23 protein-coding genes are annotated in these 26,996 nt (G+C 40.2%); 4 read left to right on the top strand and 19 right to left on the bottom strand.

Going from position 1 to position 26,996, the window contains the following annotated elements:
* Positions 1-101: 101 nt before the first annotated feature.
* From nox to AX663_RS08795, 6 genes are all read right to left on the bottom strand, one after another.
* Positions 102-1,475 (bottom strand): H2O-forming NADH oxidase, encoded by a 1,374-nt coding sequence (nox, locus tag AX663_RS08820; protein ID WP_048675487.1) that lies wholly within the window; start codon positions 1,473-1,475, stop codon positions 102-104.
* 289 nt (positions 1,476-1,764) lie between these two features.
* Positions 1,765-3,303 (bottom strand): ABC-F family ATP-binding cassette domain-containing protein, encoded by a 1,539-nt coding sequence (locus tag AX663_RS08815; protein ID WP_060973265.1) that lies wholly within the window; start codon positions 3,301-3,303, stop codon positions 1,765-1,767.
* 138 nt (positions 3,304-3,441) lie between these two features.
* Positions 3,442-3,972 (bottom strand): ECF transporter S component, encoded by a 531-nt coding sequence (locus AX663_RS08810; RefSeq protein ID WP_060973264.1) that lies wholly within the window; start codon positions 3,970-3,972, stop codon positions 3,442-3,444.
* Entirely contained in the window at positions 3,962-4,819 is an 858-nt protein-coding gene (locus tag AX663_RS08805; protein ID WP_060973263.1) for a pyridoxamine kinase, read from the bottom strand. The genes AX663_RS08810 and AX663_RS08805 overlap by 11 nt, the downstream gene beginning before the upstream one ends.
* Complete coding sequence (locus tag AX663_RS08800) at positions 4,820-5,329, bottom strand: ECF transporter S component (RefSeq protein WP_060973262.1); 510 nt, start codon at positions 5,327-5,329, stop codon at positions 4,820-4,822.
* 138 nt (positions 5,330-5,467) lie between these two features.
* Positions 5,468-5,998: a DUF5067 domain-containing protein gene (locus tag AX663_RS08795; protein WP_060973261.1), complete on the bottom strand. Its 531-nt coding sequence runs from the start codon at positions 5,996-5,998 to the stop codon at positions 5,468-5,470.
* Between the two features lie 159 nt (positions 5,999-6,157).
* On the opposite strand from AX663_RS08795, the gene AX663_RS08790 reads away from it, so the two are divergent.
* Positions 6,158-7,423, top strand: coding sequence for an aminotransferase-like domain-containing protein (locus AX663_RS08790; protein WP_060973260.1), 1,266 nt, complete (start codon positions 6,158-6,160; stop codon positions 7,421-7,423).
* Positions 7,424-7,462: 39 nt separating this feature from the next.
* Here AX663_RS08790 and AX663_RS08785 read toward each other — a convergent pair whose 3' ends face one another.
* The 5 genes from AX663_RS08785 to pheS all read right to left on the bottom strand — a co-directional run bounded on the left by AX663_RS08785 (position 7,463) and on the right by pheS (position 12,831).
* The gene (locus AX663_RS08785) at positions 7,463-7,801 is read right to left on the bottom strand and encodes an ATP cone domain-containing protein (RefSeq protein ID WP_014634633.1); all 339 of its coding nucleotides are present in this window, start codon (positions 7,799-7,801) and stop codon (positions 7,463-7,465) included.
* A 91-nt stretch (positions 7,802-7,892) separates the two neighbouring features.
* Positions 7,893-8,474: a hypothetical protein gene (locus AX663_RS08780; RefSeq protein WP_060973259.1), complete on the bottom strand. Its 582-nt coding sequence runs from the start codon at positions 8,472-8,474 to the stop codon at positions 7,893-7,895.
* 68 nt (positions 8,475-8,542) lie between these two features.
* A complete protein-coding gene (gene pheT, locus AX663_RS08775) occupies positions 8,543-10,957 on the bottom strand; it encodes a phenylalanine--tRNA ligase subunit beta (RefSeq protein ID WP_405183787.1) in 2,415 nt (804 codons plus the stop codon).
* A gap of 295 nt (positions 10,958-11,252) precedes the next feature.
* Positions 11,253-11,771 (bottom strand): GNAT family N-acetyltransferase, encoded by a 519-nt coding sequence (locus AX663_RS08770; protein ID WP_060973257.1) that lies wholly within the window; start codon positions 11,769-11,771, stop codon positions 11,253-11,255.
* Between the two features lie 16 nt (positions 11,772-11,787).
* Complete coding sequence (pheS, locus tag AX663_RS08765; RefSeq protein WP_004182138.1) at positions 11,788-12,831, bottom strand: phenylalanine--tRNA ligase subunit alpha; 1,044 nt, start codon at positions 12,829-12,831, stop codon at positions 11,788-11,790.
* Positions 12,832-13,270: 439 nt separating this feature from the next.
* Between pheS and AX663_RS08760 the strand changes: the two genes are divergently transcribed.
* Both AX663_RS08760 and AX663_RS08755 read left to right on the top strand, forming a co-directional pair.
* A complete protein-coding gene (locus AX663_RS08760; RefSeq protein WP_060973256.1) occupies positions 13,271-13,480 on the top strand; it encodes a helix-turn-helix transcriptional regulator in 210 nt (69 codons plus the stop codon).
* 13 nt (positions 13,481-13,493) lie between these two features.
* On the top strand, positions 13,494-14,039 hold the full coding sequence (locus AX663_RS08755) for a DUF3278 domain-containing protein (protein ID WP_060973255.1): 546 nt from the start codon (positions 13,494-13,496) through the stop codon (positions 14,037-14,039).
* A gap of 391 nt (positions 14,040-14,430) precedes the next feature.
* Here the strand turns inward: AX663_RS08755 and smc are convergent, their stop codons facing one another.
* The 8 genes from smc to cls (AX663_RS08715) all read right to left on the bottom strand — a co-directional run bounded on the left by smc (position 14,431) and on the right by cls (AX663_RS08715) (position 25,986).
* Positions 14,431-17,964 carry a chromosome segregation protein SMC gene (smc, locus tag AX663_RS08750; protein ID WP_060973254.1) on the bottom strand — a complete coding sequence of 1,178 codons (3,534 nt, stop codon included), beginning with the start codon at positions 17,962-17,964 and terminating at the stop codon, positions 14,431-14,433.
* Positions 17,965-17,966: 2 nt separating this feature from the next.
* Complete coding sequence (rnc, locus tag AX663_RS08745; RefSeq protein WP_002885331.1) at positions 17,967-18,656, bottom strand: ribonuclease III; 690 nt, start codon at positions 18,654-18,656, stop codon at positions 17,967-17,969.
* A 157-nt stretch (positions 18,657-18,813) separates the two neighbouring features.
* Positions 18,814-19,749: a 4-hydroxy-tetrahydrodipicolinate synthase gene (gene dapA, locus AX663_RS08740; RefSeq protein WP_048790454.1), complete on the bottom strand. Its 936-nt coding sequence runs from the start codon at positions 19,747-19,749 to the stop codon at positions 18,814-18,816.
* Positions 19,750-20,093: 344 nt separating this feature from the next.
* Complete coding sequence (locus AX663_RS08735; protein WP_060973253.1) at positions 20,094-21,170, bottom strand: aspartate-semialdehyde dehydrogenase; 1,077 nt, start codon at positions 21,168-21,170, stop codon at positions 20,094-20,096.
* A 294-nt stretch (positions 21,171-21,464) separates the two neighbouring features.
* A complete protein-coding gene (locus AX663_RS08730) occupies positions 21,465-22,118 on the bottom strand; it encodes a DNA alkylation repair protein (RefSeq protein WP_038676220.1) in 654 nt (217 codons plus the stop codon).
* A gap of 15 nt (positions 22,119-22,133) precedes the next feature.
* Positions 22,134-23,708, bottom strand: coding sequence for a cardiolipin synthase (cls, locus tag AX663_RS08725; protein ID WP_045768600.1), 1,575 nt, complete (start codon positions 23,706-23,708; stop codon positions 22,134-22,136).
* Between the two features lie 134 nt (positions 23,709-23,842).
* The gene (locus AX663_RS08720) at positions 23,843-24,355 is read right to left on the bottom strand and encodes a GNAT family N-acetyltransferase (RefSeq protein WP_037611427.1); all 513 of its coding nucleotides are present in this window, start codon (positions 24,353-24,355) and stop codon (positions 23,843-23,845) included.
* Between the two features lie 80 nt (positions 24,356-24,435).
* The gene (gene cls / locus AX663_RS08715) at positions 24,436-25,986 is read right to left on the bottom strand and encodes a cardiolipin synthase (RefSeq protein WP_197414218.1); all 1,551 of its coding nucleotides are present in this window, start codon (positions 25,984-25,986) and stop codon (positions 24,436-24,438) included.
* A gap of 145 nt (positions 25,987-26,131) precedes the next feature.
* Between cls (AX663_RS08715) and AX663_RS08710 the strand changes: the two genes are divergently transcribed.
* Positions 26,132-26,996 (top strand): IS30 family transposase (locus AX663_RS08710; RefSeq protein WP_060973251.1); only part of this gene is annotated, 865 nt, incomplete at its 3' end.

Genomic DNA, 26,996 nt, shown 5'->3' with positions numbered 1-26,996 from the left:
TTTGATACATCGCTAAAAGCTTTTCGGAACCACTAGCACAGCTAGTGGTTTTCGTGAGACAAAAAAAAAACAGCTAATTCGACTGAATTAGCTGTTTAAGATTATTTAGCTGAGATAGCTGCTTTAGCAATATAGCTAAGCGGTTGGTTAAAGTGTGGCAAGAAGAACAAATCAAGCAATTGAAGACGGTCAATAGTTACACCTTCTTGGATAGCCAATGAGAACATGTGGATTCCCATAGAGATGTCCATGCGTGATACCATTTGAGCACCAAGAACTTTGCGTGTATCTTTGTCATAAACGATCTTGATTGTAACGTCTGCATTTTCATCTTCCATAAAGGCAGCTTTTTGAAGATCTGTTGAAGATACTACTGCTGGATTGAAACCAAAGCGTTTTGCTTTTTCTTCTGTCAAACCAGTTGATACCATGTTCAAACCATAGATTGAGATACCATTTGATCCTTGAACACCGTTTGATTCAACATCGCCACCACCGGCATTATGACCACCGACAATACCTGAACGAACAGCGTTTGAAGCCAAGGCAATGTAGTTCACATCATCAAGGGCATTGTCATAAACGGTAGCACAGTCACCAACTGCATAAACATCTTTGATTGATGTTTCTTGTTTCTTATTAACAAGGTAAGCGCCATTACGGAATGTTTCCAACTTACCAGCACCAAGAGCTGTGTTAGGACGGAAACCAACAGCAAGAACAACCATATCGACATCGTAAGCATTTTTATCTGTAACGATGCGTTCTACCTTAGTTTCACCTTCTACTGCTTTAACAGTTTCACCAAATGCCAATTTAATACCGTGGCTTTCCATATTTTTAGCCATAAGGTCAGTCAAGTCATGGTCGTAATAACCTGCCAAACATGTATCAACAACGTCGATAAGGATAACTTCTTTTCCATGACGTTGGAAAGCTTCAGCCAATTCAACACCAATGTAACCAGCACCTACAACCGCTACACGTTTGATATCTTGAGATTTGTCGTTCAACTTATCAATAACTTCTTGAGCGTTTTGGAAAAGTTTAACAAATTGAAGGTTTTCAAGCGTAGCTTCGAAAGTACGGCTACCTTCTTTAATTTCGGCACCTTCGATTGGAGGCAAGATTGGTTGAGAACCTGTAGCCAAAATCAATTTGTCATATGATTCAACATGCTCTTTACCATCTACGAGGGCTGTAACAGTTTTACCATCAAAGTCAATAGACTCAACTGGTGAGTTCATATAAACTTTAGCGCCCTTGCTTTCAAGTCCTTCTTTGTTGGCATAGAAAAGACCATCAGAACCTGAGATTTGATTACCGATCCAAAGGGCCATACCACAACCCAAGAATGAAATGTTAGAGTTTTGGTCGAAAACAACTACTTCATTTTGGTCTCCGTAATTATCGAGAATAGTATTAATACTAAAAGTACCAGCGTGGTTAGCACCAACAACTACGATTTTTGACATAAGTTTATCCAACTTTCTTTTGATAATAGTTTACTAATTTATTCTACCATAATCGGAAAACGGTTACACCTTTTATGCTCAGACTTTGTTACTTTTTGAACAAATTAAATTTGTATGCTCAAAACCCAAATAGGTCACGACAAAATCTGTAGAAAAACACTTTATGATGCTGACGATCTTCCTCTACACCATCTCCGTCTTATCAAATCTTAGTAAGTCTACTCAGCTCTTTAACATAAAAAAAGAGTGAGCAACTCTCTCTTTAGAGAATGCCAACACTCTTTTATCACTATACTAACTCATTAAAATCCCAAACATCTGTCCAACCTTCATAAAATTCGGGTTCGTGACATACCATGAGGACACTACCTTTAAAGGCCTGAAGGGCCCGCTTCAATTCATCCTTGGCGTCAACATCCAAGTGGTTGGTCGGTTCGTCCAGAACAAGGACATTATTTTCACGATTCATAAGGAGACAGAAACGAACCTTAGCCTGTTCTCCACCTGAAAGCACCTGAATTTGACTTTCAATATGTTTAGAGGTTAATCCGCATTTGGCTAGAGCTGCACGAACCTCAGCTTGATTTAGAGCTGGGAAAGCGTCCCAAATCGCTTCAAGAGGCGTCTGACGTGAGCCTTCTGCTTCTTGTTCAAAATAACCTAGATCAATAAAATCACCTGTTTCAACTTCTCCTTCGAGTGGTTGAATAATACCAAGCAGGCTCTTAAGCAAAGTGGTCTTACCGATACCATTGGCACCGACAATAGCTACCTTTTGATTACGTTCGAATGTAAGATTCAATGGAGCCTTGGTCAACGGACGGTCGTAACCAATAACGAGATCTTTGGTTTGGAAAATAAAGCGTCCAGGTGTACGACTTTCCTTGAAATGGAATTCTGGTTTTGGCTTCTCTGCCTGCAACTCGATAATTTCCATCTTATCCAATTTTTTCTGACGCGACATGGCCATATTTCGAGTAGCAACACGCGCCTTGTTACGGTTAACAAAATCTTGAAGGTCTGCAATTTCCTTTTGCTGACGTTCATAGGCTGCTTCCAATTGAGCTTTCTTCATTGCATAGACAGATTGGAAATTGTCATAATCACCTGCATAGCGAACCAGATCTTGATTTTCAACATGGTAGACAATGTTAATCACATCGTTTAAGAACGGAATATCGTGCGAAATGAGAACAAAAGCATTCTCATACTCTTGGAGATAGCGTTTAAGCCAGGCGATGTGTTCAGCATCCAAATAGTTGGTTGGCTCATCAAGAAGCAAGATATCTGGTTTTTCAAGCAATAACTTAGCCAAGAGAATCTTGGTACGTTGACCACCTGAAAGGTCCGTTACATCTGTATCCATACCAAAATCCATGACACCTAGTGCACGGGCAACCTCATCAATCTTAGCATCTAGTGTATAGAAATCACGCGTTTCCAAACGATCCTGAAGCTCACCTACTTCTTCCATCAGAGCATCAACGTCGGCTCCTTCGTCAGCCATAGACATGTAAATCTCGTTGATGCGTTCTTCAGTTTTAAAGAGCTCATCAAAAGCCGTACGAAGGACATCACGAACGGTCATCCCCTTTTCAAGAACAGCATGCTGATCCAAGTAACCCGCTGTAACGTACTTAGACCACTCTACCTTACCTTCATCTGGCTGCAATTTCCCAGTAACGATAGACATGAAGGTTGATTTCCCTTCACCGTTAGCACCGACAAGACCGATATGCTCACCTTTGAGCAAACGGAATGAGACATTTTCAAAAATTGCACGGTCACCAAATCCGTGACTAAGATTTTTGACTTCTAAAATAGACATAGCATATCTGGGCTAAAACAGTCTTCAGCCCTTTCCTTTCTTGACATTAACTCTACTATTTTACCATTTTTTAGTGAAAATTTGGACCTCTGCTTTTGGAAAATTAAAAAGAAAAAGCAAGACTAACCTGCTAAATCTTTAGTTTCTCTGTAAAATACGTTTGAAGACAGGATATAGGAGAGGGACCGCAATGATAGTCACTACTGATGTTCCAAAGGTCCCACCAATTTTAGTAAGTGCCAATACCATGGCTGCATTGAGTGGTAGAGCCGCAACGATACTATTAATAATCGTATACTTAATAAAATTCAAAATAATTTTGGTTACTGCAGCTATAACTCCAATGATTATGATATTAGCCATTTTGTCATTTGATTTTAGTAGCTTTTCAAAAACAAGATAGAGCACCAGACAGACTATTAAGGATTCTAAAATAGTAATCCAGACCTCAGCAGCAAAGCCATTAAAAATATCAAATAGCCCTAACCCTACTGTTGCAACTAGCGCACCTTTTCTAGCACCGAAAATCAAAACAGCAATCACAACTAGGGCATTTCCCAAATGGACAAATTGAGGTCCAAAAGGAATACGAATAAACTGTACACTCACAATAATTAAAGCTGCATACAAACTCAATTCAACTAATTCACGTGTTTTATCACTTTTCATTTTTCTCCTCCAATAGGGCATTAAAACCACTGAATAAATAACCGATATGGGGCTCATAGCAAAGACCATATTTTAAAGGACGACCATCAGACAGTGTTGACGAAAGAACCCTATCCATAACATCCAAGGCCAAATCACAAACCTTTAGTAAATCAAGATTATAAAAGTAACCTGCTGATAAGATTGCCGTTAGTAAATCGCCGCTTCCATAAAAATGATTACCATAACGTTTTTGCATGCGATAAATCGTTTCATTCGTCTCTTTATCAAAATAAGCCAACCCAATTTTATCTGTCTCAAATGAGATACCTGTTAAAATAACTTTTCGAGGTCCAAGCTTGGTCAATTCTCTCAGAAGCTTTTCAATAGTGGCCTCATCATAGGAACCTGCTTCAAGATAGGTAGTATCCGTCAACAAAGCAGCTTCTGTCAGATTGGGAATGATGACATCTGCCTGTTGACAGAAATCCTTCATGGCTTCTACATAGTTTCTATCAAAACCTTGATAGAGACGACCATTGTCACCCATAATAGGGTCAACAAATAGAGCTATCTGTTTATCACGAGCCAATTGACCTACACGTTTTAATGCTTCTTCTGACTTAAAATAACCACTCACAAGGCCATCTACTATAAAATCCAAGTGTTCCCACTGCTTACAAAATCCCTTTAGGTCATCCGTAAGATCCCGTACATAGATATTTTCAAACTCTCCTGTATGCGAAGATAAAAGAACCGTTGGTAAAGGAAGGACTTCAGTTTGACAAGCTGACATGATAGGGAGGCTACTAGTTAAAGCAACCTTACCTAGACCAACCAGGTCATTGGCAACAATTACTTTGGTCATCTATTTTCCTTCCCAGGTCTTTTTAAACTGTTTAACAAAACCTGTGTGGAAATAAATGTAGTAGGCCACTCCTAAACCAAGAATAGCAGCTACAATGTCAAAAGGGATCTTCATAATAGCATAGGCAGGCGTACCATAGATAAAGGCTCTTCCTAAGCCATATCCGACTAAGTCAATAATAGCCCCAATCAAGAGACCTAAAGCTGCCCTAGACTTACTCAATTTTCCTAAGTGGCCTCCAACAATGAGTGCAATAGCGAGAACTTGAAGGCTGTGTGTTACTAGAGTTACCCACATAGGAAGAGGGTAAAAAAGAAAATCTCCAATAAAGGAACCTACTCCAGCAATAATAACTGCTTCTGTAGGTGGGAAAATTAAACCAACTAGGAAAATAATAATCCCGTTAAAATAGAAATGACCTCCTGGCACTGGAATAGATAAGAGACTCGAGCTCAAAATAATGACAAGTGCCATGAAAAATGCAGAAATGGTTAAACGTTTTGCTGACATACCTAAAACTCCTTAGTCAATAAATATAGTATAAGTTTATGAAAATTCTGACGATTAGACAAGATAGTATTTTCAATACTGTATGGGTACAGATTTAAGACAATAAAAAAACACCACACATTCATGTGGTGATAAAACTTATTGAGCTTTTTTATCAAAGTATTTGACAGGTGCCTTTTCAAGATTTTGTAGTGAAAGCTTGGCAGTCGCGTTAGCCTCAGTACCGTAATCAGAGAAATCAATGCTAAGATCATGATCAAAATCAGCAACGGCATAGTCAACAACGATTTCTTTAACTTCCTTAGGAGCAATCTTGGTCTTATTTGCAATCTTATCTCGGTCATCATCTTTAGAAAAGACCAATGTAGCAACCTTCACTTCTTCCTTTTCTTGTTTTACATCAAGGACTACCTTCATCAAAAGAGTGTAGGCATTCATGGTTTCTTTACTTGAGTTGGTAAGTTTATAGTGAACGCGTACAGCTTTTTGACCTTCTGGTGATTCGATTTTAGTTGCAGAAAGAACTTGTACACTAGCATCTTGTCCTGTAAATAGCATTTTGTTTTTATCGTAGGTCCAAGTAGGCTCTTTCTCTGGTGTGCAAGCTGACAAACCGATAATGGTTAAGCATGCAAGAGCCAGAAGTCCTAAGATTTTCTTAAAAGTCATTCTTACAATCTCCTTAAACTTGTTTGGGATGGAAATTTAGTATTTCCTAATAACCTTTTTATTATGTCAAAATCTAATAATCTTGTCAAATGTCTCCAGACATCTTGCTCTCAGAGGACAAGTAGGGTACAATAAGGAAAAATCTGTAAGGGGTCAGTTATGAGTATTTATCAAGATATTGTCGAGACCATCATCAAAGATATCCAAAATGGGACTTTGAAAAAAGGGAGTAAGCTCCCCTCTATTCGTCAACTAAGCCAGACTTATGCCTGTAGTAAGGACACAGCCCAAAGAGCACTCTTGGAACTAAAGTATCAAAACTATATTTATGCCGTACCCAAAAGTGGCTATTACGTCCTAGAAGGTCGTAATGAAGTTGATAATAAGGTGCTTCTTAACCTTAACGATTACAATCAATTGGCCTACGAGGATTTTAAGCTTTGTTTGGATGAAAGTTTGGCGGGGCACCAGGACTACCTCTTCAACTATTATCATGAACAAGCCGGACTCAAAGATTTGCTTGAAGCCTTAAAGAGTCGATTAATTGCTGACGATATTTATGTCAATTCGGATCAGATTGTCATAACCTCAGGAAGCCAACAGGCCCTCTACATCCTTTCACAGATGGATTTTGGTAATGGTGGCTACAAAATTCTCTTAGAACAACCTACCTATCATCGCATGAACCAGCTCATCAACCGTCAAAATCTAGCTTACGAGACGATTAACCGTGGTTTTGATGGTTTAGATTTTGACCGCTTGGAAGAGTACTTTAAATCTGGACAGATTAAGTTCTTCTATACCATCAGTCGTTACTCCAATCCTCTTGGATTAAGCTATTCTGCCAGTGAAAAAGAAAAGCTAGCCCAACTTGCCAATCAGTATAACGTTTATATCGTCGAGGATGACTATATGGGAGACTTTAGCGATAGTAAAAATCTCCCGATTCACTACTATGACACCCAAAATCAGACCATCTACATCAAATCCTTTTCCATGGCTCTTTTTCCAGGTTTGCGTCTAGGTAGCCTTGTCTTACCTCCCAATCTTAAGCCTACCTTTTTGGGCCACAAGGGACTTATTGACTATGATACCAATCTCATCATGCAAAAAGCACTTTCCGTATATCTCGAAAATGGCATGTTCCAAAAAAACATTAAAAAACTTGGTGACCTCTTTCAACAAAACATGGCTAAAAGCCAAGCAATCATTGAAAAATATAAGGTTAGCATTCCTTATCAGATTTCCCCTAGGCATGTGACTTGGCAACTTCCTAAGGAGTTTTCACTTGAAAAATTCAAAGCCCACAAGCAGATTCGCTTTTTAGAATCCTCCTTTATTAGACCAACTTCTGAAACTTATCTGCAAGTAGGTCATGGACAGGAACTGGAATCCTTTATAAAACTTTTAAAAAAGACAAAGTGACAATTAGACACAAAAAAAGCCATCGCTTGATGGCTTTTCTTATTTAGTCTGCTCAAAGCGTAGGTGGACAATGACCTTGTCACCATAACCGTTACGCTCCAAATCTCGTTGCAAACGGTATGAAATATAATGCTCGGCAATATTGATAAAGCCTGCTTCCATGAGACGATTTTCAACCAATGACTGAATCATGTTAATGGTTGGGCGTTCCACCTGAGCATCTTGAAGATCAAGCACTACTTTTTTCGTCACTTGAGCAAGGTTTTGGCGCCAAGTATCATCAAGAACATACACAGTCTGTGCTGCTTTTATGATGGCTTGGTAAATTTTATCAGGATCAAATTCAGCAACTTGACCATTACGTTTAATAATTTGCATGGCTACCCTCTTTTCATGGCTTTTTCTTTTATTATGCAGAGAATTTACATATTTGTCAAGTGCAAATCCCTGAAAGAGCTATCCAGACTGCTTATTCCCAGAATTTAGAAATGTACACTGGTTTGCCATGTTTATCAAAGGAAAGGGTTGCTGTGTAGGACTCTGACTTATGATGGCGCATATAATTAGCGATTCTCTTGTCACCGTTTATCAGGTGAACGTCATAAGTCTGCCCGTCAGAGCTTACAAAGTGAGCATTAATCCTAGCACTACTCGTTTTTGTCCCAACATGACTAATATCTATTTTTTCCACTTGACCATCAATGGTTTTAGCTATAGGGCCTCTATAGTCTTTGTAAATAGTGACGGTAGCCAAAACATCATCGACTAAAACATAGGTCATTCCGAAAACGAACAGATAAACTATTGGAATGACAATGAAAGATAATTTACTTTTGCGGAACGTTTCTTTATGCCAAGCCCAAATATCCTGAGGTGACATGGTTAAAAATTTTTTAAAATATTGATGAACGAGTAACCTGTAGACTAATAATACAAATATTACTTGCCCCAAGGGATAAGCAAAGCTGGGTAAACCATCAATCAGAACATTGACTTTATCAGATTCAAAAGTGTAATGTCCTAATACCCCATCAAAAAACTCTAAAAACAAATTAACTCCTTTTTGTAATATAGTCTAGTCACTTAAAAATCCATCTTCTCAGATGGATTTTTTAACTATTAACGAACCTCTGCTTCGACTTTCTCAGTAAGGACTTTGGTGATTTTTTCCATGTATTTAGCAACTTCTTCGTCTGTGAGGTTATCATTTGGATTTTGGAAGGTAAGGCTATAAGCCATTGATTTCATTCCAGCACCAAGTTTTTCACCTGCGTAAACATCGAAGAGTTTAACGGCAACCAAGCGTTTCACTCCTGCAGAGTAGATAGCATCAAGAACTTCTTGATGAGTGATTTCTGCCTTGAGAAGAAGGGCGATATCACGTGATACTGCAGGGAATTTTGTGATTTCAACAAATGGTTGAGCCGGTTGCAAGGCTGCTTCTACAGCACTAAGGTTAATTTCAGCCACATAAGTTTCTGGAATACCGTAGTTTTTAGCAGTTTGTGGGTGAACCTGACCAAGGAATCCAATCATTTGACCATCAAGGACAATAGCAGCTGTACGACCTGGGTGCATACTTGCTAGGTCTTTTGTCGGTACATAGTCAACTGAAACTTCAAGTTTATCAAAGAGAGCTTCAACAATCCCTTTAGCATAGAAGAAATCAACTGGTGTTGCTTTAGTTTGGAAATCTTTTTCAGCTACAAGACCAGAAATAGCGAAGGCAAAGGTATTGATTTCATTTGGCAATTCCTCTTTTGGATTGCCATTTTGTTCAAAGACCTTACCGATTTCGTAAATAGCAACGTTACTATTCTTACGGTTAACATTGTAAGCAACAGTATCAAGCATACCAGAGACCATGTTCTGACGGAGGGCTGAACGGTCAACAGTCATTGGCCACATCAACTCAGTCAAGTTAGTAGGTGTCACAGCAAATTCAACAGCTTTTTCAGGTGTAGTCAAAGCATATGAGATGATTTCCGTCAATCCAGCACCTTCAGCAATGGTACGAACCTTACGACGAAGCGCTTGTGTTTCAGTCAACTCACCAGCTGTTCCTGCTGCCTCTGGAAGTGTCGTAGGCAATTTTTCATAGCCGTAGATACGTGCAATTTCTTCAACCAAGTCTGCTTGGATACTGATATCCCAACGACGACGTGGTACAGATACAGTGAATTTATCAGCATCACCAGTCAATCCAAAACCAAGTTTCTCAAACACATCTTCAATATCCGCAAAAGTCAATTCTGTACCAAGGCGAACATTTACGTAGTCAAGGCTTGTAGAAACTTGGACTGGCTCTGTATCAACAGATCCCGCTTGAACACGGCCTGCAAGAACCGTTCCATTTGCCAATTCTTGCAACATAGCTGCAGCAAAATCAAGTGCTTCAAGGACAGTATCGTTATTGATACCTTTTTCAAAACGTGATGATGATTCTGAACGAAGGTTGAGACGGCTACTTGTCTTACGAACTGATTTTCCATCAAAAACAGCAGCTTCGAGAACGACATTTTTAGAATTGTTGTCAATTTCAGTTGAAGTACCACCCATAACACCTGCGAGAGCAACTGGTTTGTCAGCAACTGTAATAACAATATCTTCAGCAGTCAATTCACGTTCTTCACCATCGAGAGTGACTAATTTTTCCCCATCACGGGCATCACGAGCAACGATATGTGAGTCTTCAAATTTATCCAAATCGAAGGCATGCATTGGTTGTCCAAAGTAAAGAAGAACATAGTTTGTCACGTCAACCACGTTATTGATTGGACGGATACCAGCATTCATAAGAAGGTTTTGCAACCATTGTGGACTTGGTTGAACATTAACATTCTCAACCACACGACTAGCATAAGTAGCCACTTTATCACTTTCAATGGCTACTGAAATCTTATCAGAAGCTGGTTTGCTATCTTCAGTAACCGTTTTTTCTGGGAAGTGAACAGATTTTCCATAGATTGCAGCGACTTCATGTGCCACACCACGCATAGAAAGAGCATCCGCACGGTTGGGTGTGATTGACAATTCGATGATTTCATCATCAAGGTCAAGATATGGGAAGATGCTATCTCCAGGTACGGCATCTTCTGGCAAAATTTGGATACCATCCGCAAATTCCTTAGGAATAATGCTATCTGGAAGTCCAAGCTCTGCCAAAGAACAGATCATCCCGAGAGATTCCATGCCGCGAATCTTACCTTTTTTGATTTTGTAATTGTCTGCAATACGGGCACCAGGAATGGCAACAATTACCTTGATGCCAGCAGTGACATTTGGAGCACCACAAACAATTTGACGTGGACCTTCGGCATCTCCTGTATCTACTTGACACAAGTGCAAGTGTGTTTCAGGCACATCTTCACATGACAAGACATGACCAACAACCAATTTTGACAAGCCCTCAGCAGGTGTCTCAACACCTTCCACTTCAATACCTGTCGTCGACATTTTTTCAGCGAGTTCGGCAGTGGTAACATCCACATCAACCAACTCTTTTAACCATTTATAACTAACTAGCATAATTATGATATTAAGACCGTGTCCTTGCAAAGCAAGGACCAAAGTGACAAGATTTTAGGAAGTAGCCTGAAATCCTGATTTCAGTAGCGACTTATCTAAATCTCGAACTTTGAGGTCGTATTCAAATCCTTTCTGTAAAATTATCAGTTCAACTGATAAATGAGAGAAGAGTTCAAACCTCTACTTAAGCGGGTTCAAATCCTTTCTGTAATTTAGGAATATGTATATCTGATATAAGAGGAAGACGAACTAACACGTTTAATCGTCTTATCAAATCCTCTCAATCAACTTAATAATCGGTTTATAGTTTTAATTTAAACAACCAGTCTCGGTCTACTTTTCCATCACCAACTAGAAAATCGTGTTCTCCGAATTTTTCGAAGCCATATTTATCGTAAAATATCTGTGCTTTGAAATTCCTTTCCCAAACACCCAACCAGGCCCAATCACAACCTAGATCACGAGCTTCTTGTAGGGCAAATTCAAAAAGTTGCTTACCCAAGCCCATGCCTTGGAAGGCCTGACTGATATAAATACGTTGAATTTCAAAGGCATTATCCAAGTGTTGCTCTGTTTGAGCAGAACCTACATTAGTCTTTAGAAAACCTGCCTTTTCACCATCAACGAGAATGAAAAAGTAACGCGATTCTTCATGAGTGATTTCATCTAAGAGAACTTCCTCAGAAAGTGCGGTATCAAAGTAACCTTGCAACTGGTCTTCCGTATTATCATGAGCAAAAGTCTCTCTAAAGGTATCTTCGGAGATAACTTTTAATTCTGCTACTTCTTCCGGAAGAACCTTACGAATAACGACTGACATGACAACCTCCTAAACCTTATTTAAACTGTTCTGAGAAGCGAACATCCCCTTGGTAGAAACCACGAATGTCGTTGATACCATAACGAAGCATAGCAATACGTTCTTGACCAAGACCGAAGGCGAAACCTGAGTATTCTTCAGAATCAACGCCTGACATCTCAAGCACTTGTGGGTGAACCATACCAGCACCGAGGATCTCAATCCAACCAGTCTTCTTACATACGTTACATCCTTTACCACCACACTTGAAGCATGACACGTCAACCTCAACTGAAGGCTCAGTGAATGGGAAGTAAGAAGGACGCAAACGGATTTGACGTTCTGCACCAAACATTTTTTGGATAATCATCTCAAGCGTTCCCTTAAGATCACCCATTGAGATGTTTTTACCAACGACCAAACCTTCGATTTGGTGGAACTGGTGACTGTGTGTCGCATCATCGGTATCGCGACGGAAAACACGTCCAGGTGAGATCATCTTAAGTGGACCTTTAGAAAAATCGTGTTTATCAAGTGTACGAGCCTGAACAGGACTTGTGTGTGTACGAAGCAAAATTTCTTCCGTAATATAGAAAGTATCTTGCATGTCACGCGCTGGGTGATCCTTAGGCAAGTTCATACGTTCAAAGTTATAATAGTCAGTCTCAACTTCAAAACCATCAACGATTTGGAAGCCCATCCCCAAGAAAATGTCTTCGATTTCTTCAGCTGTTTGGCTAAGAATATGACGGTTTCCAAGTTTGACTTGGCGTCCAGGAAGGGTTACGTCAAGACTTTCAGAGTCAAGTTGTGCTTGAATTTTAGCGGCTTCAACAACTTTAGCTGCTTCGTCAAAAGCTTCAGTCAAAACGTCACGAACTTCGTTGACCATTTTACCAACTTTAGGGCGTTCTTCATTTGGAAGGTCTTTAAGTCCCTTCAAAAGATCTGTCAAAGATCCTTTTTTACCTAAAACTGCAACACGCAATTCCTGTAATTCTTTAGAGTGTTCACCACGCATTTCAGCCAATTTAGCCTGCGTTGATGTTTTCAACTCTTGCAATTGTGTTTGTAAATCCATGAGATTCCTTTCTTATGTAACAATTTCGAATCGCAAACAAAAAAACCACATGCCAAAACTCCAACCCGGAGCGTTGACACGCGGTACCATCCGTTTTTATCTGGTTACCCAGACCTTGATTCGCCAGCCGTCTTCATGAGTGAATTCGCCAAACTTCCCTTGAGGAGGCTTCCAGTCCATGACCCCCAATCCCTGTCAACTTCCATAAGGTTACTAGTCTCTACGACTTCTATTCAATTACTATCAATTTTACCAAAAAAACAAAAAGCTTTCAAGAGCTGACAAAGAATCCTTTAGTTAATGCCAAAATGGAAAATATGTCTAAGATAATTGACACACCTATATAAATTTGCTACAATTATGTCAGATAAAGTTGACATAATTAATAAATTGCGACTTACAGCAACACATTAGCTTGTCTTTCAGAAGGAGGCCCATTATGAATCATGTCAGGGAATTTAGAAAGAATTTAGGGCTTTCGCAATTAGAACTTGCAAAGTCTATTGGTGTTTCCCGACAGACCATTAACATGATTGAGAATAACAAGTATAACCCAACACTTGAGCTCTGTCTTAATCTAGCTAAAGCACTAGATACTGATCTTAACAGTCTTTTTTGGGATGAAAATCCGAATAGAAATAAAAGATAGAAAGAGGTAAATTATGGTTAAAGAAACTTTCACTGATAAACTAATCAAACGTTTTTACGGTATCACAGGCCCTTTAGATGAACAAAAGCGCCAACAGGTTGATCGAATGGGTAACATGGCTTTCGTTGTTCTCTTCTATATTTTAATTTTTGGTAATTGTATTGCCTTATTTCTAAGCTTTAAGTATCCCGAACTAGTGGCCCGTATTTATCCTATCTTACTTTTGACTATCATTCTGGTAGTTAGCGGTGTCCTTACTTATAAGTTTAAGATGAGTGCTGTAAACGCTATTGACGAGGAAGAACTGACTGAGAAAGAACAAAAGCAACTTAAACATGCGGGCCTTAAGTCAGGTTTATACTTTGGCGTATATATGTTCTTAGGCATGCCCCTGATTCAATTACTAGTTAATCATAAAGACTATTTGACAGAATTATTCTCAGTCCGAAATATCCTGTCAGGCATTTTTGACGCTATCCTTTTTGGGGCTATCATGCAAGGCTGGGTAAATGCTCGTATCAAACAAGCCAAATCTCAAGCTGAGAAAGGTGACCAATAAAATAATAAAGACAAAGAAAAAATCCAGGTTTCCCAGCCTGGATTTTTTGCTCGAAAGAAGACTTCTTAGACTTGTTTACTCAAAGCCTAAATGTGTCCAGAAAATCGTATCTTAACACATACACTATAACTAACTTCAAAAAACACCATATCCCCATATGACATTTCCTTAAATATTGTAACATGTCAGTGCAAAATGACAAGTCACCCTCTCTCTCATAAACCCTAAAATCCTAATCATAGCCTTTGTTAAGCCATTTTACGCAATCGATTGCGTAATTTTGAAAGCGCAAACTTAATGTTTTTCTGAAAGTCCTTACAAATTTTTTGAGACTATGAAAAAAGATAGTGATAAAGCTATCAACTATCTTTCATGAAAATATAATCTATTTTTAGTCTAAATCAAGGTCTTTTAGTTTGACCGAAACGATTTTCGAGACACCTGATTCCTGCATGGTTACCCCATAAATAGAGTCTGCCGCAGACATCGTTCCCTTACGGTGGGTAACTACGATAAACTGACTAGACTTGTCAAAACGATTAAGGTAGTCACCGAAGCGTTTAACATTGGCTTCATCCAAAGCCGCTTCTACTTCGTCAAGGATTACAAATGGAATGGTCTTAACACGAATGATGGCAAAGAGAAGGGCAAGAGCTGACAAGGCCTTCTCACCACCAGACATAAGGTTAAGCGATTGAATTTTCTTACCTGGAGGCTGCACAGAAATTTCTACTCCAGCCTCTAGGAGATTATCTGAGGTCAAAATCAAGTCTGCTGAACCTCCACCAAACATCTGGGTAAAGGTCTGTTTAAAGCTTTCTCGGATAGCCTCAAAGGTTGCTTTAAAGCGTGATTTCACTTCATCATCCATATCATTTATGGTATTCAGAAGGAGACTCTTAGCTTCGAGCAAATCATCCTTTTGTCCGTTCAAGAAATCAAGACGTTGCTTAACCTCTTCAAACTGGGCAATAGCATCCACATTGACCGGACCCAAAGCTTTAATCGAACGCTCAAGACCTTGCAGATTCTGGCGTGTTTGTTCGACATTGTCAAGAGGACTAGCCTGACCTTTGGCGACTTCAAGTGTCATCTGATAATCTTCAGCCAACTGAGTCGCAAACTTACGAAGCGATTGACTAATCTGACTTTCACGTTCTTCCAAGCGAGTCTGCTGACGAATCAAGTCCTCGTTACGATTGCCAGCTTTAGCCAAACGCTCCTCCAAGTCTTCCAACTGACCTTCGTAATCTTGCACCTGAATCTTGGCACGGACAAGAGCTTGCTCCAAATCGTCCTTACGTTGGACAGCTTCTTTATGCTGTGCTTGCAAATGCGGAAGGCGGTCAGTTTGGTCATCATTGACCTGGTTATTAAGGAGCGCTTTAAGACTATCCGATTCCTTCATTAACTCAGACAAGTCGGCTTGAAGACGATTACTTTCTGTCTTAGCAAAACGCAATTCTGCTTGCAAATCACGTTCCTTCAACTGAAGTTCAGATTGCTTGTCTAAGAGAACCTGTTTTTGTTGGCCAAGTGCGTCTTTGTCTTCCTTAATAGCCTCAATACGGTCGTTAATGGTCTCACGCTTGGATGCAATTTGTGCTAACTCTGCTTTAAGTTGTTCAGCCTTATCTTGAAGATTTGCCCCATCAGTTCCCTGAGAATCCTGTTTGAAACTATCCACTAGGTTTTGATTTTTCTCCGCCTCTGACAAGGCTTGTTGGTGTTCTAAGTCTAGTTTTTGCTCTTGCAGACGAGCATTTTCACCATCTACCTTAAGGTCTTCTAGCTCTTTCTGTAGAGCCTTACGTTTGATTTTGAGGGCTTCAACTTTGGATTCACTATCACTTAATTGAGCCTTAATCTGGTTAATTTCAGAAGTCAATGCATCCAGTTCAGGCTTGATAAAGAGGTTATTGTTTTGTTTGTTGGTACCACCAGCAAAGGCACCACCAGGGCGAATTTCAGAACCGTCAAGAGTGACCATACGCACTTGGAAACGAACAGCTCGAGCCGCTTTATTAGCATTGTCAATGGTATCAAAGATTGCTGTTACCCCTAGGAGGTTTTGGAAAATATTAGATAAGCGGTCCTTATAGGTAACCAAATCGGAAGCCATACCAATAAAGCCTGGTGCATTGGCAAGACTTTGAGCAAATTGTCCATTAAGTTGACGTGGTTTAATAGTAGTCAACGGCAAGAAGGTCGCACGTCCCTGACGATTACGCTTCAAGTAGTCAATCGAGCGCTTAGCAGCCGCTTCATCCTCGACAATAATATTTTGCCCGCTGGCTCCCATAGCAATCTCAAGAGCTGTCTGATAGCGCGTATCAAAGGTCAAGTGTTCACTGACAGCGCCAATAATTCCTTGAATAGATTGGGCATTTTGAAGGACAGCCTTAACCCCTGCAAAGAAGTTAGAATGATTTTTTTGGATAGACTCTAAACTTTGACGACGGGCATCTTTACTTTTAAGGTGATCCATGAGGTCAAACATCTGCTTTTGAGCCTCTTGATAGTCCTTATCAATAGTTTGATAAGCCTGAGCCTTTTCTTTGTAGCTAGCTAGGAGGCTTTGAAGACTGGCTTGGGCTGCTTGATAAGCTTTTTGGGCTTCGCTAGCTACTTCCTGAGCGGAAAGCAAGTCTGCCTGAGCTTGTTTATATTCTTCAGCCTGTGCCTCTAGTGCTTGAGTCTGATTATCCATGTCGTGAGTAACCTGAGTCAAACTGTTGGAAACCTTAGCTTCCTCCTGCATCAGACTGACATAGTCCTCACGTAAACGTTCAATAAGCGTATCTGGATCATCAGAAAATTGCTCCAGTTCTTTTTGAATAGCAACTAACTCTTGGGCAATAGTTTCCAACTCCGCATTCAATTCGACTTGGCGATGATTAACCTTATCTAGAGATGCCTGAGCTTCAGCTTTCAAACTCTCTAGCTCACTGAGACGAGCTTCTGTTTCTTCTTTTTTCTCTGAACGTTGCTGACTCTCCATGGTATAGAGATCAATTTGGCGCTCAAAGTCACTAATAAGACGTGTGACATCCACCAAGGTTTGTTGGTCAGAAGAAATTTGTTCTGAAATTTGATGGCGTTTCTGCTTGAGCTCTTGGTTTTCAGTCTCTAGACGATGACGTTCCTCATAATAGCTGGTTAATTTTTCCTTGACCTCTGCCAAATCCTCTTGAGTCTGGCTCAACTCAGACTTACCAACTTCAATATCGTGGACCAAAAGGTTAAGCTGAGTCTGTCTACGTTCCTCATCTAATTCCAAGTAACGTTTGGCTGTAGCTGCTTGCTTTTCAAGTGGTTTAACCTGACCATCTAGCTCGTAGATGATATCTTCCAAACGATCAAGATTATCTTGAGTTTGATTAAGCTTGCTTTCGGTCTCCTTCTTACGTGTTTTATATTTAAGAACGCCAGCAGCTTCTTCGAAAATAGCGCGGCGCTCTTCGGGTTTAGCATTAAAAATAGCCTCAACACGACCTTGGGAAATAATGGAAAAAGAATCACGCCCTAAACCTGTGTCCATGAAAAGGTCATGAATATCACGTAGACGAACCTTACGACCGTCAATCAAGTAATCATTGTCACCGTTTCGATAAATGTGACGCTCCACACGAATGGTTTCACCAGCACCCACGATAAAGCCATCACTATTATCAAGAGTAACTGCCACTTCTGCATAGTTGAGTGCCTTACGAACCTCTGTACCTGCAAAAATAACATCAGGCATCTTGCCCCCACGCAAACTCTTGGCAGAGGATTCTCCCAAAGCCCAGCGTAGACTCTCTGTAATATTTGATTTTCCCGATCCATTTGGACCTACAACGGCTGTTACTCCCTTGTCAAAGACGACTTGCGTCTTATCCGCAAAGGATTTAAAGCCCTGCATTTCAATTGATTTCAAATACATGCTTAATTTCCTAGTTGTTCAAGGGCAGCCTTAGCCGCTGCCTGTTCAGCTAATTTCTTAGATTTTCCAAGACCTGTGCTGAGTTCCTTACCATCAACAGCTACCTGCATAGTAAATTCTTTAGCATGAGCTGGTCCAGACTCATCGATAACAGTATAAGTAATATCAACCGTACCATTGACCTGAAGACGCTCTTGCAAGGCTGTCTTATAGTCTGTTACGCGGTCAAAGTTCCCCTTTTCAACCTGAGGAATCATGACCTGATTCAAGAATTTCTCAACAGCAGGCAAACCTTGATCCAAATAAAGGGCACCGAGGAAGGCCTCCCAGAGGTCACCAAGGATAGTGGCACGTTCACGTCCACCAGATTTTTCTTCCCCTTTACCAAGACGGATATACTGCTCGAAACCGCAAGCCTTCGTAAATCCTGCCAAACTCTCTTCGCGAACGATAGTACTGCGCATCTTAGACATTTCTCCCTCTGGCTTGTTAGGGTAACGTTTGTAAAGATAAACAGAAATGACTAATTGCAGAGCCGCGTCTCCTAAAAATTCCAAACGTTCATTATGTGAAATGTTTAGGAGGCGGTGCTCATTGGCATATGAGGTATGGGTAAATGCTGTTTCTAAGAGGTCTTTTTGGCTAAAAACAATACCAAAATCCTGCTCAAGTTTTTGTTCAAGTTGATTCATGAAACTTCCTTTCTTTTTAAGCACACTAACTATAATTATATCAAAAAAAGCCAATTTTCATGATAGAAAACTGCTTTTAGACCCTATATCAGCTTATTTTGTGAGATTTAACCTCTTCAACTAAAAAAAGCTGAGCAAGCTGCTCAACTTCATTTTCTTAATAATCTGGACGAACGACACCTGTAACTGTCTCACGTGTTGCTTCGACATCTTCTTCAAGGACAACCTTAATGATACGTTTAGCTTCTTCTGAAGTACATGCAACCAATGGCAAACGAAGTGGTCCAACTTCAAAACCAAGATGGTTAAGAACAGCCTTGACAGGTGCAGGACTTGGTACTGAGAAGAGAGCGTTAACTTTAGGAATAAATTTACGTTGGATAGTTGCTGCTGTCTTGAGGTCACTATTTTCAATAGCTTCAAGCATGGCATGCATCTCATCACCATTTGTATGAGAGGCTACTGAGATAACACCGTTAGCTCCAAGGTTCATAGCGTGGAAGGCATCCCCATCTTCACCGGTATAAACCAAGAAATCTTCTGGTTTATGTTCGATAAGGTAGGCCATATTAGCAAGGCTGGTACATTCTTTAACCCCGATAATATTTGGATGTTCAGCCAAACGAAGCATGGTATCAGGAGCCATTTCAACAACCACACGACCAGGGATGTTGTAGATGATAATTGGCAAATCAGAAGCATCTGCAATAGCTTTGAAGTGTTGGTACATACCTTCTTGTGATGGCTTGTTGTAGTAAGGCACGATAGCAAGACCAGCTGCAAAACCACCAAATTTGGCAACTTCTTTGGCAAACTCGATAGAGTCTCGTGTATCGTTGGTACCGACACCAGCAATTAATGGCACACGTCCATTAACGATTTTCTGAACAGCCGCAAAGAGTTCCAACTCCTCATCGTGAGTAAGTGTTGGACTTTCAGCTGTTGTCCCCGCCAAAAGAAGAGCTTCTGTATGGTGAGCCAAAAGATGCTCAATCAATTCTGGAAGCGCATCATAATTGATAGAGCCATCTTCGTGGAAAGGTGTAATAAGGGCTGTGATCAGTTTGACATCTCTTAATTGATCAATTGACATAATATTCTCCTTCAACCGTTTTCTAATCCTTTCCATTTTACCATAATTTTGACCAGACAGACAGATAAGTTAACAATTTTCTGAAAACGTGAGAACTGACTGTTTCAATATGATAGTCAAAACACAAAAAAACAGAGAGAAGTCTCTCTGCTTTATAGGATTCAGCTTGAATTTAGTATTTGAATACAAAACTAAATCCTTACTGATTCCTGAATCATAACGCAGTGATTGATTGGAACTACTCATGTCTACAACATTCGTACTTCCTAATCAACTGTGCGGGGGTTGGTATAAAAGCGAAGGAGAAATCAAACTCTTCGAGTTACTGATTTCTGTTTCGCTCCCTATTTCAATTCAAATTTCAATTCTGAAGTTGGGCGAACCAAGCCGCGTTCGTGAAGTGTTTCTGCGATTTGTACTGAGTTCCAAGCGGCACCTTTAAGGAGGTTATCTGAAACAACCCACATGTGGATACCTTTTTCAGCATCCAAGTCTTTACGGATACGTCCGACAAATGTATCACGTGAACCTACAGCATTAACGGCTTGTGGGTAGACTTGGTTAGCAACGTCATCTTCAAGGACTGCACCTGGGAATTCTGCAATAGCAGCTTTCACTTCGTCAATTGGTGCCACTTCTTTTGTTTCAATGTAAACTGACTCTGAGTGAGCTGACAAGACTGGAATACGTACACATGTTGCTGATACGGCAATGCTATCGTCTTCCATGATTTTCTTAGTTTCGTTTGTCATCTTCATTTCTTCGTAAGTGTAGTCATTTTCAGTGAAGACGTCGATTTGAGCCAAAGCATTGAAGGCGATTGGGAAGTGTTTCTTATCGCCACCACATGGCAAGATTTCAGCTTTAACATCACGTGGGTTAACGCCGTCATTCAAAACTTCTTTCAACTCACGTTGTGTTTCAAGGATTGCTCCCATACCAGCACCTGATACGGCTTGGTAAGTTGACACGATGATACGGTCCAAGCCCCATTTTTGACGAACTGGCTCAAGGGCAACCATCATTTGAATCGTTGAACAGTTAGGGCAAGCGATAATACCGTTGTGAGCATCAAGCGCATGTGCATTGACCTCAGGTACAACCAATGGTACATCTGGGTTTTGACGGAAGTATGATGTATTATCAACGACTACTGCACCAGCTTTAACGGCGTATGGTGCATATTTAGCAGAGGTAGATCCACCAGCTGAGAAAAGTGCAATATCTACACCTTCAAATGCGTCTTCAGTCGTTTCTTCGATGGTCACGTCTTGGCCTTTAAATTGCAAGACTTTGCCTGCAGAACGAGCAGACGCAAGGTAGCGAATGTTATCGATTGGAAGTGTTGATTCTTCCAACATTTTAATCATTTGAGCACCGACGGCACCTGTAGCACCGACAACAGCAACTGTGTATCCCATAGTAAAACCTCTTTCGGAATTTTCTATCAATTTAGTTTAGTGAATCTATTATACTACGTTTAAGCCCAGTTGAAAAGGGTTAAAAGGCCAAGAATAAAGAAAAGCCCCTACCAAATGGTAAGGGATAGGAGGCATCTTTCGATGAGAGTAGCAGGTTCACACAACTACTCAAGGTCCGCTCCTGCGTTACAATCTAATGTAGACCTCCTCAGCGCAAAAGGCTCCAAAGAGCCAATCGACTCATCGCATGTTTCTATTCTAGCATATTGAACGACAGAGTCAAGCTCTTGATTTCTATAAATACTTACTTGCCTCACGAATGCTAAGAGATGCCATTTGACTAGCATGTTGATCAATAAAAGCCCGAACCCAATCAGGATTTACCTTTGAGTAATTGCGCAAACTCCAACCGATAGCCTTATTAATGAAAAACTCTGTCTGCCCAAAGTTGTTACAGATAACCTCTGCTAGGAGAGCAGTATCTGTCAAATCTTTACGCATAAGCTGGTGGTCAATGGCAATACGTCTCAACCAAAAATCCTCATCAAGACTCCATTGGCGCATGATATTCTTGGTTTCTGGATAGTGAAAAGTAACCTCTCCGATGATAAGGTCCAATTGATCTATACTGTCCCACCATGATTTGGTTTGAGCCAATTCCTTTAGCTTTGGAAAATCTTCAGGTCTAAGCTCCTTCTTCTTTTTATCCAGATAATCCATAGCAATATATTGAAACTCACGGTAAGGTTGCTGCCAACACTCTTCCACAAAAGTCCAATCAATTGGATTTTTTATGAAAGGCTTAAAAAACTCTCTTTCAATCTTTTTGAGAATTGGTTTTTGAACGCCAAGAAAGCTGAATTTATTTTTCATATAAGCTTCCATTGCTGGGACTTTCGTTGAATCAGCTTGGTCTTCTAACAATTTCAAAAGAATGTTTGTATCCATATGATTTCTTCTTTTTTACATCAATGGTCCAATCAGAGAAAAGAGATAGCCACCTAGACGATGTGCTATAGGCATTTTTGACAAACTTTCCAGAGTGACTTCCTCTGAGAGCGCCTGGGTTTTCTCAAAATCTTGTTCTATGTTAAGCACTTCCAGATTTTTATAGAGATAGACCCCATCTTCAAAATTTTGATAGAGACTCCGGTAATCAGTGTTAATGGTACCTACCACAGCTTGTTTGGCGTCAGAAACATAAACTTTAGCATGGACAAAGCCTGGGGTATAACGGAAAATACGGACGCCAGCATCCAAGAGGACTTTAAAATAGGTCGTCGCAATATCAAAGGCATACTGTTTATCTGGAATCCCTGGCATAATGATACGAACATCTACACCTCGTCTGGCCGCAAAGGTCATGGCTCTGACCAATTCATCATCCAAAATCAGATAAGGCGTCATGATATAGACATAATTAGTTGATGTATTCAGAAGATGTAAATAAACATTTTCGGCAACCTTGTGGTAGGTCAGCGGTGAATTGCCATAAGGGAGTACAAAGCCCTGACTCTTTCTTTGTTGAGGTTTTTCTTGTAGATAGTGCTCCATATCCGTTTTATCTTCTATTCCAGTCACTGTCCACATGGTCAAAAAGAGAGCTTTTAGCGTTTGAACTGCTGAACCATCTAAGCGAAGGGCCGTGTCCTTCCAATGGCCAAAGCGTTCTCGTTTATTAACATACTCGTCAGCGATATTAACGCCACCAGTATAAGCAACTTGACCATCAATCACTGTTATTTTTCGGTGGTCTCGATAGTTGTAATAGGTCGATAAAACTGGCTTAATTGGCGAGAAGGTCTGAGCTTTAATACCAACCTTGTGTAACCTCTCGATATAATCGTAGGATAAGGTGGTCATCTCATTCATCCCATCAAACATAACACGAACGTCCAGTCCTGCCTTAGCCTTCTCCTCCAAGATGGCTAATATCTCTCCCCACATGATGCCTTCATCAATGATGAAATACTCCATAAAGATATAACGCTCTGCCTTTTTCAGATCCTCCAACAAGGCCGGAAGCATATCATCTCCAAGTTGGAAATAAGTCACTTTAGTATCTCTATAAATTGGAAAATGAGCAGGACTATGCTCCAGAAAATAAGCCAGTCTTTGCAGTTGCCTATCGCTATGAGGCAGATAGTCCTCAACCTCTGGCTCGGTAGCCAAATAGTCGGAAGTTTGCTGAGTAGCTTCCACAAGACGCTTTTTCAAACGTCTGACACCAAAATCAGCTAGCGAAAAATAGAGCAAGGCGGTCCCAAAAATGGGAAAGAGGGCAATGATGATCAACCAAGAAAGTTTGGAACGGGAGTCCATGGAACGATTGAGCAAATATAAAAAGGTAAAAACACTCAATAAGTGTTCCCATAAGATAATGGATGGGAAATGCTCTTGTAGGCTAATATATGAAAAGACAAGAAAGGCCAATTCTAGTAAGAAAAACAGGAAAATAGGTACCTTACGATTAAGTAGAATTTTAGCCCATTTAGACGGCTTCTGAGGCAATAGCCGGGCACTTATTTCTTGGGACATATAGGCTCCTTTAGTACAAAGAAATTAGCTCACAGTTCAGAGCTTTTTCTACGATTTTTCAATTATTAGTATCATTCTGGCGTGGGCAAATGACACAATCAATTTGTCGACTTTGACTAGACATTTCTAGCCTCCTACCGTATTTTCCTGACAGGACCATCTAAGGTCTTTTGCATCCAGACAATATCATGCCATTGCTCAAACTTGTAGCCCACTTTTGGAAAATGAGCAACTTGGACATAACCACGTTTTTCATGCATAGCAATGCTAGCCTCGTTCGGAACAGCAATACAGGCTAAGAATCGCAAAAAGCCCCGTTGTTCAAGTTCCTCTTCAAGAGCATCATAGAGCTGACTTCCCAGACCTCGACCACGGGCATCTTCATGCAAATAGATGGACAATTCAGTTGTCCAATTATAAGCTGTCCGGGCATAGTAGGTTGAAGCATAGGCATATCCGAGAACTTGTCCATCCTCTTCAGCGACCAGATAAGGGTAAGTTTCAAGGGTTTTATTGATACGATTCTCAAATTCTTGAACACTGGGAACTTCATATTCAAAGGTAATGGCCGTCTTCTCAACATAGGGTGCATAGATGACCTGAATAGCTTGTGCATCAGCCAAGTTGGCTGGACGAATGGTTAACATCATTTTCTCCTTCGACTTCATTATCTTTATTTTATACTATAAAAAAAGAGGGCTCAACCCTCTTCTTACAAAAATTGACATTACATCAATGGCGCCACTAGTTTGGTCAATAAGCCTAAGGCCTTTTGATGGAATGGAAGTTTTTCAACGTCAGTCGTGCTGACTCGGTGACACTGGTCTTTTGTCGCTTGGAAATCTTCCTCAATAGCAAGAACCGAAGAAGTCCTATAGAGATAGGTCGCACACTCAAAATGATGATATAGACTTCGGTAATCTAAATTAATCGTTCCTACAACAGCCCGACTATTATCACTTACAAAGATCTTGGCATGAATAAATCCAGGTGTGTACTCATAGATTTTAACGCCAGAGGCTAGCAGTGTTGGGTAGTAGGTCTTAGCTAGGTAGTAAGCTGATTTTTTATCAGGAATACCAGGCATGATGATACTAACGTCTACCCCACGCTCAGCCGCAAACTTGAGAGCATGGAGTAGTTCACCATCCAAAATAAGATAAGGTGTCATGATATGAACAAAATCACGCGCATGGTTAAGGATGTCAATATAGACATTCTCACCAACTTTATCCTTGTCCAATGGAATATCCCCATAAGGAACAACAAAGCCAGGGGTATCAAACGCCTTATGTTCAACCATATACGGCGTAACATCTAAAGTTTCGTTAGAATAGGTCCACATCTGAAGAAAGAGAACTAAAAAAGTATCAACCGCTGGGCCCTCCAGCATCAAGGCAGTATCTTTCCAATGACCGAAACGCTCAATCTTGTTGATATACTCGTCAGCTAAATTAACCCCGCCTGTGAAAGCAACCTTACCATCAATCAGCAAGATTTTCCTATGGTCACGGTAATTGTAATAGGTTGACAGGAAAGGGGTTACCGATGCAAAAACTCGAGATTGAATGCCAATTTTTTCCAATCGTTTCTTATAGTCAAAACTCAAAGTTGAAAATTCATTCATACCGTCACACAGGACTCGAACTTCCACCCCTTCTTGAACCTTTTGTTTCAAGATTGCTAGGATTTCACCCCACATTTCACCTTCACCAATGATGAAATATTCCAAGAAAATGTACTTCTCTGCTTTAAGGAGCTGTTTCTTCATTTCCTCAAACTTGGCTTCACCACTTGGGAAATAGGTCGTCTTCGTGTCACGATAAACTGGAAAGGAACCGTTCACATTTTCAAGATATTGGACCAAGTTATAGTTGCTGGTGTGACGCTGTTTAAGCTCTTCGAGGGCCTGATTATCTTGTTTCAGAATACCAGAACTGCGGTCAATATTGCTCTGAATAGCACGCTTCATCCCTGTGTAACCTATATCAAGTTTCGTATAAGCCAAGAGCAAGGTTCCGATAATAGGGAAAGGCAAGACTATCAGGAGCCATGTATTTACAGCCGTCGACTCCATATCACTTTGAAAGAGATAAATAATGGCCAGAATACGAAGGACTACTTCTGTAACTTGCAGGTGTATCCTATATTGATGCAACCAGAGGTAAGACATGGCCACAACAACAAGCTGCAGTAAGATGATTAAGAAGATAATCGTAGCACGACTAAAGATTCCACGAAGAAAGCCACGACGACTCTTATCATAAAGACGTTCAATTTTAGCTTCGTTTTTGATAGCATGACTCCTTTCCCTTTTTAATTAATCTTATTATAACCAAATTTGTAAAATTAAGCAAGACAGAAAAAGCCATCTATGTTAGGCTCAGATAAACACCACATTTATCTGAAAGAAACTAACATAAATGACCTATGCTCATCTTACCACAAACGATCTTGTAATGATAGAGGCTTATTATCAAGAAAACATAAAAGTTTTAGATATTGTGACTTCACTTGGCAGATCAAAACAGACAATCTACAATGTCATCAACTATCTGAAAGAGGGGCACTCTGCTTATGATTACTATAACCGATATAAAATCAATAAGAAACGCTGTGGCAGGAATAAAACCAGTCTTACGCAAACAGAAAAAGATTTTATCCAAACTCATTTAGTACAAAATTGGAGCCTTGATGTCATTAAAGGAACTTATCCAGATAGAGTTTCTTGTTCTATGAGAACTCTCTATCGACTAGCAGACCGTGGTATTCTAAAGAAAGAGGATCTCCCTTGGAAAGGCAAAAGAAAACCAAATGGTCATAGCGAAAAACGAGGAAAACAAGTGTTGCTCAGAGATTTACGTGAGAGAGCAGACAGTTATCCTAATTTTAAGACGGAATTCGGTCATCTAGAAGGGGATACAATTGTGGGAGAAAAACACAAAAATGCAGTCATTACCTTAGTAGAACGCTGCTCAAAAGCCATCATCACACTGAAAACCAATGGACGGAAAGCAAGTGATATTGAGGCCTCCATCAATCAATGGTTGTCTCAAGTTTCCAGTCATCTCTTTAAGTCGATAACTTTTGATTGTGGGAAAGAATTTTCTAATTGGAAATCTATTTCGAATGCACATGACATTGATAGTTTCTTTGCGGATCCAGGATGTCCTGGTCAACGAGGTCTCAATGAACATTCTAATGGCTTATTAAGACGAAATGGATTACCGAAACAAATGGATTTTACTAATATTTCTCAAAATTATGAGGCTGGGACAAAAGTCCTAG

It is taken from the genome of Streptococcus sp. CCH8-H5, from assembly GCF_001556505.1.
GTDB lineage: Bacteria > Bacillota > Bacilli > Lactobacillales > Streptococcaceae > Streptococcus.
This window is presented reverse-complemented; position numbering and strand designations above follow the sequence as displayed.

Bases quoted from the DNA above. Each gene is read 5' to 3' on its own strand.
- nox (WP_048675487.1), bottom strand. From the start codon at position 1,475: ATGTCAAAAATCGTAGTTGTTGGTGCTAACCACGCTGGTACTTTTAGT.
- AX663_RS08815 (WP_060973265.1), bottom strand. From the start codon at position 3,303: ATGTCTATTTTAGAAGTCAAAAATCTTAGTCACGGATTTGGTGACCGT.
- AX663_RS08810 (WP_060973264.1), bottom strand. From the start codon at position 3,972: ATGAAAAGTGATAAAACACGTGAATTAGTTGAATTGAGTTTGTATGCA.
- AX663_RS08805 (WP_060973263.1), bottom strand. From the start codon at position 4,819: ATGACCAAAGTAATTGTTGCCAATGACCTGGTTGGTCTAGGTAAGGTT.
- AX663_RS08800 (WP_060973262.1), bottom strand. From the start codon at position 5,329: ATGTCAGCAAAACGTTTAACCATTTCTGCATTTTTCATGGCACTTGTC.
- AX663_RS08795 (WP_060973261.1), bottom strand. From the start codon at position 5,998: ATGACTTTTAAGAAAATCTTAGGACTTCTGGCTCTTGCATGCTTAACC.
- AX663_RS08790 (WP_060973260.1), top strand. From the start codon at position 6,158: ATGAGTATTTATCAAGATATTGTCGAGACCATCATCAAAGATATCCAA.
- AX663_RS08785 (WP_014634633.1), bottom strand. From the start codon at position 7,801: ATGCAAATTATTAAACGTAATGGTCAAGTTGCTGAATTTGATCCTGAT.
- AX663_RS08770 (WP_060973257.1), bottom strand. From the start codon at position 11,771: ATGTCAGTCGTTATTCGTAAGGTTCTTCCGGAAGAAGTAGCAGAATTA.
- pheS (WP_004182138.1), bottom strand. From the start codon at position 12,831: ATGGATTTACAAACACAATTGCAAGAGTTGAAAACATCAACGCAGGCT.
- AX663_RS08760 (WP_060973256.1), top strand. From the start codon at position 13,271: ATGAATCATGTCAGGGAATTTAGAAAGAATTTAGGGCTTTCGCAATTA.
- AX663_RS08755 (WP_060973255.1), top strand. From the start codon at position 13,494: ATGGTTAAAGAAACTTTCACTGATAAACTAATCAAACGTTTTTACGGT.
- smc (WP_060973254.1), bottom strand. From the start codon at position 17,964: ATGTATTTGAAATCAATTGAAATGCAGGGCTTTAAATCCTTTGCGGAT.
- rnc (WP_002885331.1), bottom strand. From the start codon at position 18,656: ATGAATCAACTTGAACAAAAACTTGAGCAGGATTTTGGTATTGTTTTT.
- dapA (WP_048790454.1), bottom strand. From the start codon at position 19,749: ATGTCAATTGATCAATTAAGAGATGTCAAACTGATCACAGCCCTTATT.
- AX663_RS08735 (WP_060973253.1), bottom strand. From the start codon at position 21,170: ATGGGATACACAGTTGCTGTTGTCGGTGCTACAGGTGCCGTCGGTGCT.
- AX663_RS08730 (WP_038676220.1), bottom strand. From the start codon at position 22,118: ATGGATACAAACATTCTTTTGAAATTGTTAGAAGACCAAGCTGATTCA.
- cls (WP_045768600.1), bottom strand. From the start codon at position 23,708: ATGTCCCAAGAAATAAGTGCCCGGCTATTGCCTCAGAAGCCGTCTAAA.
- AX663_RS08720 (WP_037611427.1), bottom strand. From the start codon at position 24,355: ATGTTAACCATTCGTCCAGCCAACTTGGCTGATGCACAAGCTATTCAG.